This window comes from Streptomyces sp. NPDC043896, assembly GCF_056435605.1.
On record NZ_JBWKEE010000016.1, the window covers coordinates 35,842 to 54,530 of the forward strand.

Annotated in this window: 14 protein-coding genes; 12 read left to right on the plus strand and 2 right to left on the minus strand. The window is 74.4% G+C overall.

Annotated features, from left to right (window positions below; genetic code table 11):
• Positions 1–107: 107 nt before the first annotated feature.
• Genes AC069X_RS22925 through AC069X_RS22940 form a run of 4 tightly spaced genes read left to right on the plus strand, consistent with a single transcriptional unit; the run spans position 108 to position 7,099 of the window.
• The gene (locus AC069X_RS22925; protein WP_478730856.1) at positions 108–1,385 is read left to right on the plus strand and encodes an FAD/NAD(P)-binding protein; all 1,278 of its coding nucleotides are present in this window, start codon (positions 108–110) and stop codon (positions 1,383–1,385) included.
• Entirely contained in the window at positions 1,382–3,214 is a 1,833-nt protein-coding gene (locus AC069X_RS22930) for an aminotransferase class I/II-fold pyridoxal phosphate-dependent enzyme (protein WP_478730857.1), read from the plus strand. The genes AC069X_RS22925 and AC069X_RS22930 overlap by 4 nt, the downstream gene beginning before the upstream one ends.
• Positions 3,214–5,676, plus strand: coding sequence for an HAD-IIIC family phosphatase (locus AC069X_RS22935; RefSeq protein ID WP_478730859.1), 2,463 nt, complete (start codon positions 3,214–3,216; stop codon positions 5,674–5,676). The genes AC069X_RS22930 and AC069X_RS22935 overlap by 1 nt, the downstream gene beginning before the upstream one ends.
• Positions 5,669–7,099, plus strand: a complete 1,431-nt coding sequence (locus AC069X_RS22940) for an SDR family NAD(P)-dependent oxidoreductase (protein WP_478730861.1) — start codon at positions 5,669–5,671, stop codon at positions 7,097–7,099. Before AC069X_RS22935 ends, AC069X_RS22940 begins: the two co-directional genes overlap by 8 nt.
• A gap of 8 nt (positions 7,100–7,107) precedes the next feature.
• Here AC069X_RS22940 and AC069X_RS22945 read toward each other — a convergent pair whose 3' ends face one another.
• Complete coding sequence (locus AC069X_RS22945) at positions 7,108–7,857, minus strand: HAD family hydrolase (RefSeq protein ID WP_478730863.1); 750 nt, start codon at positions 7,855–7,857, stop codon at positions 7,108–7,110.
• A gap of 74 nt (positions 7,858–7,931) precedes the next feature.
• On the opposite strand from AC069X_RS22945, the gene AC069X_RS22950 reads away from it, so the two are divergent.
• From AC069X_RS22950 to AC069X_RS22970, 5 genes are read left to right on the plus strand one after another with little or no spacing between them, the layout of a single operon-like run.
• Positions 7,932–9,866 carry an amino acid adenylation domain-containing protein gene (locus AC069X_RS22950; protein WP_478730865.1) on the plus strand — a complete coding sequence of 645 codons (1,935 nt, stop codon included), beginning with the start codon at positions 7,932–7,934 and terminating at the stop codon, positions 9,864–9,866.
• On the plus strand, positions 9,863–10,117 hold the full coding sequence (locus tag AC069X_RS22955) for a phosphopantetheine-binding protein (RefSeq protein ID WP_478730867.1): 255 nt from the start codon (positions 9,863–9,865) through the stop codon (positions 10,115–10,117). Before AC069X_RS22950 ends, AC069X_RS22955 begins: the two co-directional genes overlap by 4 nt.
• Before the next feature lie 12 nt (positions 10,118–10,129).
• Positions 10,130–11,449, plus strand: a complete 1,320-nt coding sequence (locus AC069X_RS22960) for a condensation domain-containing protein (protein ID WP_478730869.1) — start codon at positions 10,130–10,132, stop codon at positions 11,447–11,449.
• Positions 11,442–12,674, plus strand: a complete 1,233-nt coding sequence (locus tag AC069X_RS22965) for an MFS transporter (protein ID WP_478730871.1) — start codon at positions 11,442–11,444, stop codon at positions 12,672–12,674. Before AC069X_RS22960 ends, AC069X_RS22965 begins: the two co-directional genes overlap by 8 nt.
• Before the next feature lie 57 nt (positions 12,675–12,731).
• The gene (locus AC069X_RS22970; protein WP_478730873.1) at positions 12,732–13,361 is read left to right on the plus strand and encodes a hypothetical protein; all 630 of its coding nucleotides are present in this window, start codon (positions 12,732–12,734) and stop codon (positions 13,359–13,361) included.
• 6 nt (positions 13,362–13,367) lie between these two features.
• Here AC069X_RS22970 and AC069X_RS22975 read toward each other — a convergent pair whose 3' ends face one another.
• A complete protein-coding gene (locus AC069X_RS22975) occupies positions 13,368–14,387 on the minus strand; it encodes a hypothetical protein (protein ID WP_478730875.1) in 1,020 nt (339 codons plus the stop codon).
• Positions 14,388–14,697: 310 nt separating this feature from the next.
• Between AC069X_RS22975 and AC069X_RS22980 the strand changes: the two genes are divergently transcribed.
• Genes AC069X_RS22980 through AC069X_RS22990 form a run of 3 tightly spaced genes read left to right on the plus strand, consistent with a single transcriptional unit; the run spans position 14,698 to position 18,666 of the window.
• On the plus strand, positions 14,698–16,857 hold the full coding sequence (locus AC069X_RS22980; protein WP_478730877.1) for a CHAT domain-containing protein: 2,160 nt from the start codon (positions 14,698–14,700) through the stop codon (positions 16,855–16,857).
• Between the two features lie 15 nt (positions 16,858–16,872).
• Complete coding sequence (locus AC069X_RS22985; protein WP_478730879.1) at positions 16,873–18,300, plus strand: esterase/lipase family protein; 1,428 nt, start codon at positions 16,873–16,875, stop codon at positions 18,298–18,300.
• A 6-nt stretch (positions 18,301–18,306) separates the two neighbouring features.
• Positions 18,307–18,666, plus strand: a complete 360-nt coding sequence (locus AC069X_RS22990) for an NYN domain-containing protein (protein WP_478730881.1) — start codon at positions 18,307–18,309, stop codon at positions 18,664–18,666.
• The last annotated feature ends 23 nt before the right edge of the window (positions 18,667–18,689 follow it).

An 18,689-nucleotide genomic window follows, 5' to 3' on the forward strand; every position in this document is an offset into this window, starting at 1 on the left:
CGTGTTTGGTTTATTCGGCGATCAGTTCAGCAAATCCCGGCCCGACTCATGCGCACAACGCAGGCGGTTATGCCGGGAGCGAGAAGCATGCTCTTGGGGGAATCTCTTTGCCGTCCGCCGACCCCGCTTTCGGCTTCGTGTTCTGCGGTGGAGGACCCGCAGCACTCGGACCGGTCATCACCGCCGCCCGCTCCGGCCGCCTCGACGAACTGCTCGACCGGGGCATCGCCCTCGTCGAACCGGGCCCCGTCGGACCCGGCGGCCTCGCCCACTACCGCATCGGCGCCAACTCCCTCGGCGGCCCCTTCCTGGAGTGCCTCGACGGCCTCGGGGACACCGGGCCCTTCGCCGCCCTGCGGGACCTGCCCGAAACCCGGCTGCTGAGGTCCCACGCCGACGACCACCCGCCGCTCTCGGTGGTCGCCCCCTTCCTGACCCGCCTCGGCGCCGTCGTGGCCGGCCTGCTGCAAGCGCACCCGCGCTGCGCCGTGCTGCGCGACCGGGCCGAGACCCTCCGGCTCACCGCCGACGGCGTCGTCGTCACCACCGGCTCCGGCCGCGAACTCACCGCCCGGCGCGCCGTCCTCGCCACCGGCGGCCGCCCGCTCGCCGGGTACGCCGACGCCGAGCTGGTGCCCGGCCTCGGACTCGCCCCCCACCGCGACAAGGTCCGCCACTCCTCGTCGCTGATCGACGCGCGCCTCACCCCGCCCCCCGTGCACGGCAAGGCCGTCGTCGTGGGCGGTTCGCACAGCGCCTGGTCGGCCGTCGACCTGCTGCTGGCGCGGGGCACCGAAGAGATCACCCTCGTCCACCGCACCGGCCTGCGGCTCTGGTACGACAGCGCCGACGAGGCCCGCGCCGACGGCTACGCCTTCGACCCGGAGCTCGACGTCTGCCCGGTCAACGGCCGCGTCAACCGCTACGGAGGCCTCCGCGGCCGCGCCCACGAGCTGGCCCGGGCCGCCCTCGGCCTGCCCGGCGCGGACCCCGCGCCCGTACGCCTCCTGCGCGCCGGCGACCTCCAGGACACCGAGGCCGCCCACAAGGCGCTCGCCGACGCCGACGTCATCGTCATGGCCAACGGCTTCGAGGCCGACCTGCCGCCCGTCACCCGCGCGGACGGCACCGCCCTCACCCCGGCCACCGGCCCCACCGGCACCGTCGTCACCGGCCGCGGCCACCTCGTCGACACCGACGGCACCGCCCATCCCCGGCTCGTCGCCTACGGGCTCGGTGCCGGCCTGGCGCCCTCCGCCGACATCGGCGGCGAACCGAGCTACACCCGCAGGGCCGACGGAGTCTGGCTCTACCAGCACGACATCGGCGAGATCGTCCTCGACGACCTGCTGAACACGACCACCACGGGGGAGATCCACACATGAACAGGCCGACCAAGGCCGTCGTCCTCGCCGCGGGGCTGGGCCGCCGCCTCGGGCTCGACCACGCCAAGCCGCTGCTCCCGGTGGCCGGCACGCCCATCCTGCTCCGCACCCTCGACAGCCTCGCCGCCGCCGGTGTGCGCGAGGCCGTGCTCGTCGTCGGCTACCTCGCCGACGAGGTGCGCGCGGCGGTCGGCGACACCCACGCGGGCCTGACCGTCACGTACGTCGAATCCGACGCCTACCGCACCACCAACAACGCCTACTCCCTGTGGCTGGCCCGCGAACAGCTCGACCAGGACGTCTACCTCGTCGAGGGCGACGTGGTGTTCGACCCCGAACTCCCCCTCGCCCTCGCCGCCTCGGACGCCGACGTGGCCACCGCCGTCGCACCCCACCGGCCCCCGATGAACGGAACCGTCGTCACCCTCGCCCCGGACGGGACCGTCTCGGAGGTGCTGCTCCCCGCCCAGCAGGGCCCGGAGATCGACCTCGGCCGCACCTTCAAGACCGCCAACGTCCACCTGCTGCGCGAACGCTACCTGCGCGAGGAGTTCACACCGGCGCTCAGCGCCCTCATCGCCGACGGCGGCCACGGCGCCTACTACGAGCTGGTCATCGCCGACACCGTCACCGCCGGCCGCTTCCGCGTCCACGGCGTCGACTGCGGGGACCTGCGCTGGTACGAGGTGGACGACCTCACCGACCACGCGGCCGCCGAGTACCTCTTCGCCGCCGACGACGACCGCCTGACCATCCTGGAGAACCTGCACGGCGGGTACTGGCGTTACGACCTCGTCGACCACCGCCTCCTGTACAACCTGTACTTCCCCCCGCCGTCCCTGGTCGACGAACTCGCCCAGGACTTCCGCGACGCCCTCGTCCACTACCCCGTGGGACACCTGCCGCTCCAGCAGCTGCTCGGCGCCGCGATCCGCCAGCCCGCCGAGCGCCTGGTCGTCGCCAACGGCGCCTCCGAGCTCATCAAGATCCTCGGCGGCCTGCTGGGCCGCGTCGGGCTCGTCGTCCCCGGCTTCAACGAATACGAGGCCGTCTTCGACGAGGCGGACATCCACCGCATCCACCTGCCCGCCCCCGCCTTCACCATGGACCCCGCCCGGGTCGCCGAGGAGGCACGGCGGGCCGGCGTCGCCGCCGTGATCATCACCTCCCCCAACAACCCCACCTCGATGGCCGTCCCGCGCGCCGACCTCGTCACCCTCGCCGGCCTCCTCGCCGAAGCCGGGATCCGGCTGGTCGTGGACGAGTCCTTCGTGGACTTCTGCGCACCGGGCCACAGCCTGGAGCCCGACCTCGCCGAACTGCGCGGCCTCACCGTCGTCAAGAGCATGAGCAAGGTCTACGGCATCGGCGGACTCCGCCTCGGCTACCTGCTCTCGGCCGACCTCGGCTTCGTCGCCGACGTCCGCGCCGCCCTGCCCATCTGGAACGTCAACGGCTTCGCCGAATCCTTCCTGCGGCTGCTGCCCCGCTACCGGGACGCCTTCGCCGCCAGCTGCGCCCAGGTCCGCCGCGACCGCGACGAACTCGCCGAGCTGCTCGGGGCCCTCCCCGGTGTCACCGTCTACCCGCCGGACGCCAACTACGTCATGCTGCGGCTGCCCGAGGGCACCTCCGCGCTCGACGTCGTCCGCCGCACCTTCTCCGGCCACGGCATCCTGGTCAAGGACTGCGGCGGCAAGTCCATGCCGGACGGCGACCGCTACCTCCGGGTGGCCTGCCGCGCCCCGCAGGAGAACGCCCGCCTCGCCGGCGCGCTGGCCGCCGTCCTCGCCGGCCGGCCCTCGCCGCTGGCCACGGGAGCCTCGTGATGGCCGCCGCGTCCCGCCGGGACGAGATCCTCGCCGCGCTGAAGTCCGTACTGCGCCCCACCGACCGCCTGGTGGTGCTGCACTCCAGCCTGTTCGCCTTCCGCACCCCCGCCGAGGGGCTGCGCGGCGACCTCCTCGCGGCCCTGCGCGCCCTGACCGCCGAGGGCATCACGGTCGCCCTGCCCGCCGTGACCTTCGAGTTCTGCCGGACGAAGGAGTACCACCACCGCACCTCCGCCCCCGGAACGGGCGTCCTCGTCGAATGGTTCCTCGGCCTGCCCGAGGTCCGCCGCACCCCCCACCCCGTGTACTCCTTCGCCGTGGCGGGTCCCCTCACCGACGAGCTGACCGCCTGCCGCCCCGACACGGCCTTCGGGGACGGCACCGTCTTCGAGGTGTTCGAACGCCACGACGCGCGGATCGTCACCCTCGGCGCCGCATGGAACTCCTGCACCCAGGTCCACCGCTACGAGGAACTCGGCAAGGTCCCGTACCGCCACCCGATGACGGTGAGCGGCACGGCCGACTTCGGCGCCGGGCCCGTCCCCGTGGACCTCGAAATGATCGTCCGGGACACGGCCCTGGACTCGGTCCTCGACTTCACCCCCGTCTTCGACCGGCTGCGCGGCGACGGCGCGGTCGCCCGCGCCGGACTCTGGGGCGCCGCGGTGGAGGCCGTCTCCACCCGGGAGCTGGCCCGCGCCTGCGACGAGCTGATCACGGAGGACCCGTACGTCCTCGTCCGTGAACCCCGGGTGATCGAGCACCGGGTCCGCCAACGGGCCGCAGAACCCGTACGGCTGGCCCTGCTGGGCACGCGCAACCTGGAGATCCTGGCCGCCGAGACCGGCGCCGAAGGGCGCCGGGCACTCGGTTCCGTCCCGCACGCGGTGTACGCGCCCGCCTACGGCACCCTCGCCCGGGAGATCCATGACCCGGCCTCGGAGCTGCGCCGGTTCGCCCCGCACGCGAGTTTCTTCACCGACCGCCTGGAAGACGTCCTCGCCGCCGACACCCTCGGCCCCGCCGACGGCGAACGGCTCGCCGACGCGATGGAGCACTACACCGGCCTGGTCCGCGCCTACGCCGCCACCACCGACCGGCCCGTCTTCGTCCTCTCCTTCGCCCCCCTCCAGCCGTCGCCGCTGTCCACCGGGCCGCTGCTGCGCGAGGCCGACCGGCTCCTCCGGGAGGCACTCGACGGCCACGAGAACGTCCACCTCGTCGAACTGTCCGAGGTCGTCGCCCGGGCCGGCGGCGGCCCCCTGGTCGACCAGCGGCTGTGGCTGGTCGGCCGCGTCCCCTTCGGCGCCGCCCTCAGCCGCGCCCTGGCCCGCAGGTTCTGGGGGCTCACGCTCTCGGTGACGGGCCGCACCGCCCGCGTCATCGTCACGGACCTCGACAACACCCTGTGGCACGGGGTCGTCGGCGAGGACGGCATCGACGGCATCCAGATCGGCACCGACCACCCCGGGAACGCGCACACCAGGCTCCAGCGCGCCCTCAAGGCCCTGCGTGACCAGGGCGTGGCCCTCGCCATCAGCAGCAAGAACGACGAGGACCTCGCCCTGCGCGCGATCCGCGAACACTCCGGAATGGTGCTGGGCGAGGACGACTTCGTGGCGACGGAGATCAGCTGGCGGCCCAAGGCCGAAGCCATCGCCGACATCGCCGAACGGCTCAACGTGGGCCTCGGCCACGTCCTGTTCCTCGACGACAACCCCGTGGAGCGGGCCCGGGTAAGGGAGTTCCTCCCCCAGGTGATCGTGCCGGAGCTGCCCGAGGACCCCGCCGGATACGCCGACGCCCTGCTGGACAGCCCCTACACCACCGTGTTCAACGTGACCGAGGCCGACCGCCGTCGCACGGAGCAGTACCGCGCCCGGGAGAAGGCCGAACGCCACCGGCGCGGCTTCGAGCGGATCGAGGACTTCTACGCCTCGCTCGGCACCGAACTGCACATCAGCCCGCTGACCGAGGGCAACACCGCCCGCGCGGAGCAACTGTGCGCGAAGACCAACCAGTTCAACACGACGACCCGCCGCCACACCCGCGCCGAACTGCGCCGCCTGGCCGCCGCACCCGATTCGGACGTGTTCGTGCTCGCCGTCGCCGACCGGTTCAGCGCCCGCGAGGACCTGGGCCTGCTGGTCCTCACCCACCAGGGCTCCGAGAGCACCGTGGACACCTACCTGCTGTCCTGCCGGGTCCTCGGACGCGGCGTCGAGGCGGGCGCGCTGCGCTGGCTCGCGGCGTCCCTGGCCGCCGCCGGACGCACCCGGCTCCACGGGCTCGTCACCCCGACCGAGCGCAACGCACCCTGCCGTTCCGTGTTCGCGGACGCCGGATTCTCACCCGGCGAGGCCGCGGGGACCTGGCGACTGGACCTGACCGGCGAGCAGCACGCCCCCGCGTGGCTGCGGATCGCCGACCACACCGAGGCGGAGAACCACCGTGCATGACGTCAAGCCGGGCGACATCGCCCACAGCAGCCACACCTTCACGGCAGCCGAGTTCACGGCCTTCGCCGCCGTCACCGGGGACCACAACCCCGTGCACCACGACCCCGCGCACGCCGCCGAGACCGAGTTCGGGACCCCGATCGTCCCCCTCGTGATGACCCTCGGCCCGGTGTCCGCGCTGATCGGCATGGTGCTGCCCGGACCCGGGGCGGTCATCCTGGGCACGGAGTTCCGCCCCGTGCGCCCGGTCGCCTTCGACCGGCCCGTCCACTACTCCCTGCGCGTCGACGCCCTCAGCGAGGCCACCGGCGTGCTCACCTGCCGGGTGCTGGCCTACCAGGACCGCGAGCCGGTCCTGGAGGGGGAGGTCCGCAGCACCGTGCGCGCCCCGCGTCCCCGCCCCGACGCGACCACCGGCGGCCTGCTCGTTCCGGCCGACGCCCCCCGTACCGCCGTCGTCACCGGCGCCGCCGGGGACATCGGCTCGGCCGTCGCCCGCGAACTGGCCCGCCGGGGCTGGGACCTCGCGCTGGTCCACCGGGGCGGCGCAGAGGACCTCGTACGGCAGTGCGAGGAGGCCGGGGTCACCGTGCGTTCCGTGACCGCGGACCTCTCCGATCCGGCCGCGCGCGCGGCGGCCGCCGCCGAACTGGCGGCCCTGGAGCCCGTGGCCCTGGTGCACGCCGCCGCCGCACCCCTGGCCGCCGGCCACGCCGAGCACCTGGAGGTCGGCTACGCGGCGCTGCGGGACCTGGCCGACGCGGTCCTCGACGGCATGCTGCTGCGCCAGCGCGGGAGCATCGTCCTGATCGGCTCGGAAGCCCTGCGCTACCACCCCCGCGGCTGGTCGGACTACGTCGCGGGCAAGGCCGCCGCCGAGAGCGTGCTGCACGGCATCGACCGCCACCACGGCGCCCACGGCATCCGCGCCGTCGTCGTGGAGCCGGGCTACGTCCAGGGCCGCTACTCGGCCGACGTCCGGCCGGACGGACTCGGCCTGCTGCCCGAGGAGGTCGCCGAGGTGGTCGCCGCCGAGGCCGCCGATACGAGGGCACCCGCGCGCCGGGTGTGGCTCACGACGGGCGGAACCACCCGCTTCGCCCTCGACGGCACCCGGGAGGACGCCGCCGCCCCGGCCCGGGACGGCGCCCCGGCCCCCCTGACGCCGGCCGCCGCCCCCGCACCCGGGCGGGGGGACCTCGCCGACCGGGTGGAGGCCGCCGTGCGCGGGGTGCTGGGACCGGGCGCCGACGTCCGGGGCGGCGGGGTGGGGCTCACCCCGGGCTGGGACTCGCTCGGCCAGCTCCAGATCGTGCTCGCGGTGGAGGCGGAGTTCGGGATCCGCCTCCCCGCCGACGCCCTGACCGGAGCCGGCCGCTTCGACCGGCTGGTCCGGGTGGTCGCCGAACAGGCCGGGGCGTGAGCGTGCGGTCAGCTCCAGCAGGGGCAGGCCGCCGGGCGGGCGGTGAACACCTTGTCCGCGTCCGGCTCGGCGGCGACCCGCCCGGCCGGCGGGACCAGGGTGAAGTCGCCCGCCGGGTCGACCTCGTCGAAGGAGGCGAACAGGTGCGTGCGCGGGAACCAGTCGCCGAACGGCGTCGTGGCCGTGCCGATGCCGATGAACTCGCTGCCCGTCGCCACGGCGGCCCGCACGTCCCACGGCCCGTCGCCCACGCACACCACCCGCTCGAAGCCGCCGCCCGCCCGTTCCACGGCCTGGTGGACGGCCTCGCGCACCAGGTGCTCGCGGAACGTGTGCTCGCTCGCGGTGGAGACCGGCCCGCCGGCCCCGCCCCCCAGCGGCGCCAGCTTGGCCGCGGTGACCTCGCGCAGGCCGCCCGTCGCGTAGGCCACCGCGTACGCGCCGTCGGCCTCCAGGGCCCGCAGGAAGGCGGCGGCCCCCGGTATCTCCTCGATGCCCTCGTGGGCCGTGGCCGCCCGGAAGTGCTCGTCCAGCAGGCCGGCGAAGCGCTGCACCTCGGCCTCGCCGGGGAGCCGGCCGGTGTTGTGGCGGAACACCTCGCGGAAGATCCACGAGTCGGTGTGGTGGGCGTAGCCGCCCCACGCCGCGTCGATGTCCGTGAGCCCGCAGTCCTTCAGGGCCGCGAGGAAGGCGGCCTGGTGGGGGGCGACGCTGCGCAGCAGCGTGCCGTCGATGTCGAAGACGATCAGGGTGGTCATGTCCTGTTCCCTCGGTCGCATGTACGGATTTTTCAAGATCGTAGGACTCAAGATCGTAGGGGAAGGGGCTGGACATGCCGTCGAGCCTGACTGAGCACACCACCCGGGTGATCCGCCTGGACGCCGAGACCGTCACCGCGGCCGGAGCGCTCGCACGGGCCGCCGGGACGACGGCCGAGCGGGTGCTCGGCACGGCCTGCGCCGCGCTGGTGGCGCGGCTGAGCCGGACCGACGTCCCCGCGCTGGCCGCCGGACCTGCCGCCGGCACCGCGCCCGAGGGGCCGTGTGCCGTACGGCTTCCGGACGGCACCGCGGAGTTCGCCCTCACCGGGGTGCCGGACGACGTCGCGGACGCCCTCGCCGACCACGCGGGCCCCTTCGTCGCCCGGGCGCTCGCCGAGCCCGGACGCCCGCTCGGCGAGCTCGACCTGACCGACGAGACGGGCTGGGAGCAGCTCGCGGCCTGGTCCGGCGAGGCCGGGCCGTCCGGGCCGTCCGGGCCGGACGCCCGGCGGGATCCGGAGCCGGTGCACGTGATGTTCGCCGCCCGGGCCGCCCGGCAGCCGGACGCCGTGGCCGTCTCCTGCGACGGCGTCACCCTGACCTACCGCGAGCTCCTGGAGTACGCCGGCGGCATCGCCCACGCGCTGCGCGAGCGGGGGATCACCCCCGGCGACACCGTCGGGCTGCTGTTCGAGCGCGGCGTGGAGTCCGTGGCGGCGACCGTCGCCGTGGCGCTGGCGGGGGCGACCGCCGTTCCCCTCGACCCGCACTACCCGGAGCCCCGGCTGCGGCTGATGCTGGAGGGCCCCGGCGTCGCCCTCACCCTGACGGCCGCCGGACCGTCCGCCGGGGCGGGAGCCCCCGTGCCCCCCGGCGCGACCCTCTCCGTCCTCGGCATCCCGCCCCGCACGGAAGCGCCGGACGCGCCCGTCCCCGAGGTCGCCACGGTGATGTACACCTCCGGCTCGACCGGGCTGCCCAAGGGCGTCCGGCTCACCCACCGGGGCATCGCCCGTCTCACCCGGGACGAACGCATCGGCTTCGGCCCCGGCGACACCGTCCTGCACCTGGCACCCGCCACCTTCGACGCCGCGCTGCTGGAAGTGTGGTGCACCCTCGCCCGGGGCGCCCGCCTGGAGATCGCACCGCCCGGCCCGCTGACCCTGACCGAGCTCGCCGACCTGATCACCTCGCGGGGCGTCACCGCGCTGTGGCTCACCGCCGGACTGTTCCACCAGCTGGCCGAGCACCGCCCCGACGCCTTCGCCGGCGTACGACGGCTGCTCACCGGCGGCGACGTGGTCTCCCCGCACCACGTGGCCGCCGTCCTCTCCCGCCACCGGGACCTCACCGTGGTCAACGGCTACGGCCCCACCGAGAACACCACCTTCACCTGCTGCCACCCGCTGCGGGAGCCTCCCGCGCCCGGCACGGCCTCCGTGCCCATCGGCACCCCCGTGCACGGCACCCGCGTCTACGTGGTCGACCGCGCCGGACACCCCGTACCGCCGGGAGTCGCGGGCGAACTGTGGGCCGCCGGGGACGGCCTCGCGGCGGGCTACCTCGACCTGCCCGAGCAGACCGCCGAGCGCTTCCCCGTCCCCGGGGCCGGCCGGCTGAGGGGCGTCCGCTGCTACCGCACCGGCGACCTCGCCCGCTTCCGGCCCGACGGCACCCTGGAGTTCCTCGGCCGCGAGGACGGCCAGGCCAAGATCAACGGCCACCGCGTCGAACCCGGCGAGATCGAACAGGCCGTCCTCGCCCAGCCCGGCGTACGCGGCGCATGCGTCCTCGTGGAGAACGACCCGCTCGGCGGGAAGCGGCTCGCCGCGTACATCGAGGGCGACGACCGGAACCTGGCCAAGGCCGTGCGCGCGGGCCTGCGCGCCGTCCTGCCGGCCTACCTGGTCCCCGCCCGCTACATCGTCATCGACAGGCTTCCGTTGACCGCCAACGGAAAGACCGACAGGAACCGGCTGCGCGCCGGAGAGAGCGAGTCCCGATGAGCACGCCCGTACGGGAGACCGTGGAGCGGATCTGGTCCGAGGTCCTCGGTACCCCCGTCGACGAGGAGTCCGACTTCTTCCTCCTCGGCGGCCACTCGCTGCTGGCCACCCAGATGGTCGCCCGGCTGGAGGCCGCCCTCGGCGTCAAGGTCACCATGCGAGAGGTCCTCGAGTACCCCGAACTCGGCGAGTTCGCCGACCTGGTGGCCGAGCGCGCCGACAGCGCCGCCACTGACCTCCCCACCGCCTAGGAGCACACGCACATGTCCGCACCACTGTCCCTGCCGACCCTGAGCTACCAGGAGGGCAGGCTGCTGATGGACGAGCGCAGCCGCGCCCTCGGCGTGCCCTCCGTCCGTACGATCTCCCAGGCCTACCGGGTCGGCGGACCGCTGGAGCTGCCCCTGCTCGACCAGGCCCTGGCCCGGCTGGCGGAGCGCCACGAGGCGCTGCGCACCCGGTTCGACGGTCCCCGCCGGCAAACCGTGTACCCCGCCGTCATCCTGCGCGCCGAGGTGCACGACGCCCGTGGCGACGAGGCCGCGGCGGTCACCCTGGTGAGGGAGGCGGCGGACCGCCCGCTCCCCGCCGAAGGGGACGAGCGCCTGCGGGTCAGCGTGGTGCGGGTCGGGGACGAGGACCACTTCGTGGTCCTCGTCTTCGACCACCTCGTCGTCGACGGCTGGGCCCGCGGGGTCCTCACCGACGAACTCTCCGCCCTCTACACCGAGCTGGCGGGCGGCCCCGAGGCGAAGCTGCCGGAGGTCGCCTACGCCTACCGGGACCACGTGCGCGAGCAGAACGGTCTGCTGGCCGGACCCGACGGCGAGCGCATGACGGCCTTCTGGCGCGAGCGCCTGGCCGGCACCGGCGCGATACCCCGTCTGGACGTCCCCAAGCGGGAGCCCGGAGCCCGCCCGGAGGGCGGCTACCAGGCCCGCCGGCTCACCCCGGAACTCGCCCGGGAGATCCGCCGGTTCGCGGCACGGGAGCGGGTCACCCTCTTCATGCTCGTGCTGTGCGCCCTCGACGTCGCCCTGCGCGAGCACACCGGCAGGGACGACCAGGCCGTCGCGGTCAACGTCTACAACCGCGAGACCGAGGGCCGCGAGAACCTGGTCGCCCCCCTCGCCGAACTCCTCGTCGTACGCAGCGACCTGGCCGGAGCCGGCACGTTCCGGGACGCACTGCGCCGCGTGCGCACCGACAGCCTCGACGCCCAGGAGAACGCCGCCGTCCCCTTCGCCGAACTGGTGAAGGCCTTCAACCCGGACGAGTACGCCGACCCGGACGCGCCCATCGGCGTGGTCCTCAACATGCTCTACTCCCAGCTCCACGGCGGCGGCCTCGACCTCGCGCCCGCCACGACCACCCCGTTCCCCCTGTCGGACGAGGGCTTCCGGCCGCGCAGCGAGCTGATGCTCGTCGGGGAAGCGGGCGGCGACGAGCTGTCCCTGGCCGCCTACTACCAGGCCGACCGGCTCCCCGGCGCGTTCGTCACCACCCTGCTGGACCGGCTGACCGGCCTCCTGGAGGCCGTCGTGGTGGACCCGCTGCTGCCGCTGGACGGCGGCCGTGTCTGACCGCCGGGACGAGACCCTGCTGCGCGCCGCCTTCATCGTCTCCACCTGTGGGGACTGGGTGTTCCGCTTCGCGCTGCCGCTGCTCGTGCTCCAGCTGACCGGCTCGGCGTTCCTGGCCGCGTTCACCTACGCGCTGGAGTTCGTGCCGTACGTCCTGGTCGGACTGTTCAGCGGTGTGGTCGCCGACCGGGTCGACCGGCGCCGCCTGATGACCGGCTGCGACCTGTGCTCGGCCGCGGTGGTCGGCGGGATCGGCCTGCTGTGCCTGCTGGACAGCCCGCCCGTGCCGGTGGTGTACGTCGCCGCCTTCGTGCTGGCCTGCATGCGGCCGCTGTACTTCCCGGCCTTCCAGGGCTTCCTGATGGACCGGGTGCCGCAGGAGCGGCGTGCCGTGATGAACGCCTGGGTCCAGGGATCGGAGAGCCTGCTGAACATGCTCGGCCCGATCGCCGGCATCAGCGTGGTCGCCTTCCTCGGGCCCGCGGCGGCCAGCGGGGTCAACGCCGTCTCCTTCGCCCTGTCCGCCCTGCTGATCTTCCTCACGACGGCCTCCCCGGCGACGGCCGCCACGGCCCCGCTGCGCGAGGCGGTGCGCGGCATGGGACCCGACCTGCTGACCGGCTTCCGGCTGCTGTTCGGGGAACCGGTGCTCCGGCAGGGGACCATCCTGCTGACCCTGACCAACTTCGCGGTGCACGCCGTCGAGGCGAACCTGGTGTACGTGGTCACGGACGCCACCGGCCAGTCGAGCTTCGTCCTCGGACTGGTCGTCGCCGCCCAGGGCGCGGGCGCGGTGGCCGGCGCCGCCTACGTGCCCCGGCTGCTGGACCGCTTCAGCGAGGGCCGGCTGCTGTCCGTCGGAATGGGCGCCCTCGCCGTGGCCCTGCTGGCGCCCGCCGTCACCGCGGACGTCCGGCTGCTGGCCCCGGCCTGGGCCGTGGCGGGAGCGGCGACCTCGCTCATCGTGGTCGGCTGGTTCACGTACCGGCAGAAGGTGGTCGACGCGGAGTTCATGGGCCGGGTGGTCGCGGTGAACCGGGCCGTCTCCTTCGCCGCGATCCTGCCGGCCGCCCTGCTGGGCGGCTGGGTGGCCGCCGCGTTCGCGCCGGCCGCCCTGTTCGCCACCGCCGGTGTGGTGCAGGCCGTGGCCTGGATCGCGACGGCGGCGGGCCTGGTCGGCAAGGCGGGCAGGACATCCGCCCCGGTGATCATGAAGACCGGATGATGGGGGAGAATCCCACCCATCGGACATGATCGACGAACAAGGACAGGAGCACGCCCGTTGAACGAGGAGAGGCGCCAACAGGCCCGGCAGTTCCTCCAGTCGGGGGAGCACCTCATAGCCGCCTGCTCCCACGAGCTCGGGCCGGGCGTGCCCACCCCTCCCGAGGCCATGCTCGCGCCGCCGGACCCGTCCGACCTCCAGCGGCGGATCGAGGCGCGGCTGCCCCGCCCGCTGCGGCAGCTGGCGAGGTCCAAGGTGATCGACCCCCTCCGGTCGAGGCCGGCAGCCGCCGCGTCCGCCGTCGACCGGATGCCCGACGCGCTGGACGACCTGGGCACGCGCGTGATGCACGGCAAGAGCATGGAGGGCGGCTGGCAGAGCAGCGCCGGACACTTCGTCATCAGCCGCGCCAACGCACGTGGTTCGCTGACCGGCGTGCTGGCCCTCACCGACCGGCGCTGGTTCGGGCTCAGCGACGTCTCGCCGCTCTGGCAGGCCGCGCCGGTGATGAAGCAGTACTGGGAGGTGCCCCGGTCGGCCGTGGCCGCCGTACGAGCCAACCCGTCCGGCGTGCTCCAGAAGGGCCGGATGGAGATCGAGTTCACCGACGGCTCGTGGGTCGCCCTCCTCGCGACGGTGCCCGCGCACGCCACGCCCTTCGCGGCGGCCTCCGCCCGGTACCGCTGAACCCCGTTACGGGGCGGGGCAGTCGTCCTGCCGCTCCAGCGGCACGGTGACGCAGTACGCGCCCCCGCCGGCGCCCGCCGTCTGCTTGACGACCGCGTCGGGGACGGTGAAGACGGCCGTCCTCGACCGGGGCATCACGACCGTCCCGATCCGCCCGGCCAGGGAGGCCTTCCGGGAGGAGGCGTCGACGGTGTACAGCCCGACGGGCAGCCGCATCCCGGGCTGGAAGCCGTGGACCAGGAGCCGGTGACCGCCCTGGTCCACCATCAGGCGTCCCGGCCGGTCGGGGAGTTCGGCCGGATGGGCGTGCCGGGCCGTCAGGGCACCCTGGGTGGCCTCGATCACGACCTCGCCCCCGCCGGCGAGGTCCTCCCGCACCGTCTCCGGCGGCACGAACCACCACGTCCCGCTCTGGCTCACGCCGTTGCCCAGCTCGCGCACCGCGAGCTCGCCCTCGTCGAACAGCGAGTCCGGCGGTTCGGCTTCCGTGAGGGCCAGGCCGGAGGCGGCGGGCCGCGCCGTGGACGGGTACTTCTTGCCGCCGGCCGTCACGGTCACCTCGACCGGCTCACCGGGTGCGAAGCCGCTCAGGCACAGCACCACCTCCTCCGGGGTCAGCACCCGGTCCCTCCCCGAGGCGTTCCCGATCCACACCGCGGGCCCCTGGCCGGCCCCCACGATCCGGCCGAGGTCGGCGGTGCAGTCCGGGGCGGGCCCGCCGCCCGCCGCCAGAACCGTGATCTGCGGCGCCAGCAGCAGGTCGGTGGCCGGATCGGCGCTCTTCGCCGGAGGCGGGCCCGGCACCCCGGCCGCGTGCCCGGAGCCGTGCCCGTGGTGGTGCCCGGAGCCGTGCTCGGCGCCGTGCCCGGAGTGCTGCCCGGCCGTGCCGCCGGCGCGGTCGCCGGTCACCGCGGGGACGGCGTCCTCGGCGGTGCCGTCCGGGGTGCCCGCCGGCGGCGTCGAGCCGCAGCCGGCGACGAGCCAGCCCAGCAGCACGACGCCCAGGAGCAGGAAACGTGGCCTCACGTGTATCACGGTCCTTTCGACGGCCGGCCGCCCGTCGCGCCCCCGGAGCACGGCCCCGAAGGCCGCGCCCCGCGACCCGTGCCGGGGCCGGCCCCCACGGCGGGTTGCCGGAACCTGTGCCCACCATGGGGGCACCGCGTACCCGCCACCCGGTGGCGCGCCCCGCCGCCCGCCCACTCCGCACGTTCGGGCGAGCGCCCGGCGGCCCCGGCAGCGCAGGGCCCCCCGGGGAAACGGTGGGATAATCCAGGGGAGGGGGACCGGTGCGGCGCATCCGGTACGCGCTCGGGCGACTCGAAGGAGGCGCGTGGTGAGCACCATCGCCGCTCGCATCGAAGACCTGCTGGAAGGCGCCACGACGCCGGCCAATCCCCGGCCCGCCCCGTACTCCCCTCCGGCTCCCGCCCCGCCACCGCCCGTTGATGGTCCAACCGTCAACATCACCGTGGTCTGGGGCGACCTGGTGGAGGTGGCCGCCGACCTCCACGTCACCGGTCACTACCAGTCGCTCCTGCCCGACGCGGCGGAACTCTCACTGGACCGGGCCATATCCGCCGCCGGTCCCCGCCCGCTGATCACCGAGCACAGCCGGCTCGGCTGGATCGACGCCCAGCTCGGCGAGGTCACCTACTTCCCGTGCAAGGAAGGCGGAACCGTACGTTCGGCCGCCGTGGTCGGCATGGGCCCGATGGGCACCCTCAGCGAATACCGCGCAGCCCAGCTGTACGCCTCCCTCCTGCGCGAGGCCATCGCCGTCGGCCACTTCAAGACCGTGGCGACCGTCCTCATCGGCGCGGGCCCGGGGAACCTCTCCGTCGGCGCCGCGGTCCGGGCCCTCGTACGGGGCTTCGCCACCGCGCTGGCGTCCACGGGCCCCTCGGCGCCCGCCCCCGGGCTCACCGAGGTGCTCGTCGTGGAGGTCGACCGGCTGCGCGCCGAACAGCTGCTGCTCGCCCTGACCGCGGCCGCCGCGGGCCAGCAGCGGCTGCGCGTCGGCCCGGAGCTGCGCGAGGAGAGCAGCGGCGTGCTCTTCGTCCCGTCCGCCGCCGTCTACGCCCTGAAGGCGCTGTCCGGACTCGCAAGCCCGCCGGACGCGTCCCCGGCCGCCGGCGCCGCACCGCCCGACGGCCCGGATCCGCCCGCCGCGGAAGAGGCGCTGCGCACCGTACTGGCCGGTTTCGAGCCCGGCATCCGCGAACAGGTCCGCGAGCAGCTGGCCCAGCTCGCCCAAGTGGCCCGCACCGACCTGTCCCTGAAGGTGCTCCGAGGCCCTGTCGAGGCCGGGGACGACAAGGCCCCCGTCCGGATGTCCGTCCTGTCGGGCACCAACGCCCTGCGCTGGGCCGCCCTGAGCGGGCGCGCCACCGTACCGGAACGGCACCTGCCGGTGGACACGGACCTGCTGCGCGAACTCGTGGAGCGGCTGACGGAACCCACCGTGGACGACTCGCTCGGCCTGCCCGACCTGCTCTCCCGTTTCATGGTCCCCGATGACTTCCAGAAGCTCCTCGCCGACGATGCCACCGTGCTGCTGGAACTGGACCGCGACACCGCCTCCGTGCCCTGGGAGTTCCTGGCGGAGGTCCAGCAGAGCGGCGGCGAGCGGAACGAGCCCCTGGCGATCCGCGCCCAGCTCTCCCGCCAACTGCGCACCACCTACGCGCGCGTGATGTCCGAGGGGCCGGGGGCCGGCCGGCTGCGCGCCCTGGTCATCGGCGACCCGGGCGACCCCGAGAAGGGCCTCCAGCTGCCGGGCGCCCGCAGCGAGGCCCTCGCCGTCGCCTCCCGGCTCTCGGCCCTGGGCGTCGGCGTCACCCTCTTCGTCGGCGCGGCGAACTCCACCCGCCAGCCGGGCGTGGAACCCGCCAGGCGGCTCGACGTCCTGCGGGCCCTGCTGTGCGGGCGCAACGACATCGTCCACTACTGCGGCCACAGCGACTTCGACCTCTCCGGGACCGGACGGCGCTCCGGCTGGGTCTTCGCAGACGGCCTGCTGACCGCCCAGGAACTGGGCCGGCTGGAGCACCCGCCGCTGATCGTCGTGGCCAACGCCTGCCACACCGCCCGCCTGGGCGCCGCCGCCGCACCGGAGGGCGCGCCCGGCCCCACCCCGTGGGGGAACCCGCAGGCCGCCCTCGTCCCCAGCCTCGCCGACGAGTTCCTGCGCATCGGCGTCGGACACTACATCGGGGCGGCCTGGCGGATCCCCGACGACCACGGCATCGGCTTCGCCGACGCGCTCTACACCCACCTGTTCACGTCCAGCCCCAGCGACGCCACGCCCACCGTGGGCGCGGCCGTCCGCGCGGCGCGCAAGATGCTCTACGAGCAGCGGCACCGGGACGGGCCGGCGGACGGCACGCAGGACCCGCAGCGGTGGAGTTCCTGGGCCGCCTACCAGCACTACGGGGACGCGTCCGACCCCTTCGTCCTGCCCGGGAACCCGCCGGACCACGACGAGGACGGCTAACCAGGAGGTCAGCTCATGGCCAGGATTCCGATGGGCGACGTGGTCGTACTGCTCCCCGGCATCACCGGCAGCGTACTCAAGCGGGACGGCAAGGACGTGTGGGCGCCCTCGGCCTCGGCGGTGCTGGGCGCCCTGACGAGCCTGGGCCGCTCGCTGGAGGAACTGGAACTGCCCGAGGGCCGGGACGACTGGCGGCAGGACGACCTCGGCGACGGCGTCGTCGCCGACCGGCTGGTGCAAGACCTGCACACCCTGCCCGGCCTGTGGAAGATCGACGGCTACACCGCCATCGAGAGGTTCCTGCTGGAGCGCTTCGACCTGACGCGGGGCCAGAACTACTTCCCCTTCCCCTACGACTGGCGGCGCGACAACCGGGCCGCCGCCCGGCAGCTCGCCGAGCGGAGCGCCGGCTGGCTGCGGAACTGGCGAGAGACCAGCGGCAACAGCGCCGCCCAGCTCGTCCTGGTCGGCCACTCGATGGGCGGTCTCGTCTCCCGCTACTTCGTCGAGGTCCTCGGCGGCTGGAAGGACACCCGGGCCATCGTGACCTTCGGCACCCCCTTCTACGGCTCCCTCAACGCCGTCGACTTCCTCTGCAACGGCTTCAGCAAGCGGATCGGCCCCTTCGAACACGACCTCACCCGCCTCCTGCGCTCCCTCACCGGCCTGCACCAGCTCGTGCCCGTCTACCGCTGCGTGTACGGGCCGGACGGCGAGGCCACCACCCCCGCCAAGGCCGGACTGCCCGGCTGGGAGACCCGGTGGACCAGCAACCTCACCACGTTCCACGAGGAGATGGAGACCGCGGCCGCCGAGAACCGGAAGGACCCCGCCTGGGAGTCCCACCAGGTCGTCTACCACCCCATCGTCGGCATGGACCAGCCCACCCGGCAGTCCGCCAGGATCATCGGGGACAAGGTGGAGACCCTGCTGACCCGCGGGGAGGACGACGAGGGCGGAGACGGGACCGTGCCCAAGCTCTCCGCCGCCCTCTCCGGCACCGTGGAAGCCAGCACCTTCGTCCCGCAGAAGCACGCCGGCCTGCAGAACCACGGCGCGATGCTCGACCATCTGAAGGGCATCCTGCGGTCCCTGCACGACATCCGCGTCGACGACCTGCGCGACGCCGTGACCGCCTGGTTCAGCTACCTCGGCGACGACCTCTACCTCGCCGGTGAACCAGTGGTCTGCGAGATCGGCGCCGAGAGCAACCTGGGCGAGGGCCAGCTGCCCGAGGTGCCGGCCCGGCTCTCGGTGACCAGCCGGACCACGGGACTGGCGGTGGTCGAGCGTGCCGTCACCGTCCCGCGCGAGCGGCAGCGCTTCGACCTCGGCACCCTGCCCCCCGACACCTACGACCTGCTGATCAGCGCCAGTGCCGACACCTCCCCGCTGTCCGACGTCTTCGTCGTCTCCGGCCCGGAGGACGCGGTGGCAGAATGACGGAACGTGACCGGACCCCTCACCCCCGTCCTCATCGTCGACGCGGCGAACGTCGTCGGCTCCGTGCCCGACGGCTGGTGGCGCGACCGCAAGGGCGCCGCCGAGCGGCTGCGCGACCGGCTCGCGGCACGGGACGCCGGCGAGGAGGTCATCCTCGTCGTCGAGGGCGCCGCCCGGGGCGTCGAGTCCGTCCCCGGCGTCCGGGTCGACTCCGCCCCGGGCTGCGGCGACGACCGCATCGTGGAGCTCGCCGCCGCTCACGCCGGCCGGCCCTGCGTGGTGGTCACCGCCGACCGCGCGCTCCGCGAACGGGTACGGGCGTACGGAGCCCTCTGCCAGGGCCCCCGCACCGTGCGGCCCGCGTAGGCCCTGCCGTCGGCGTTCCGCCC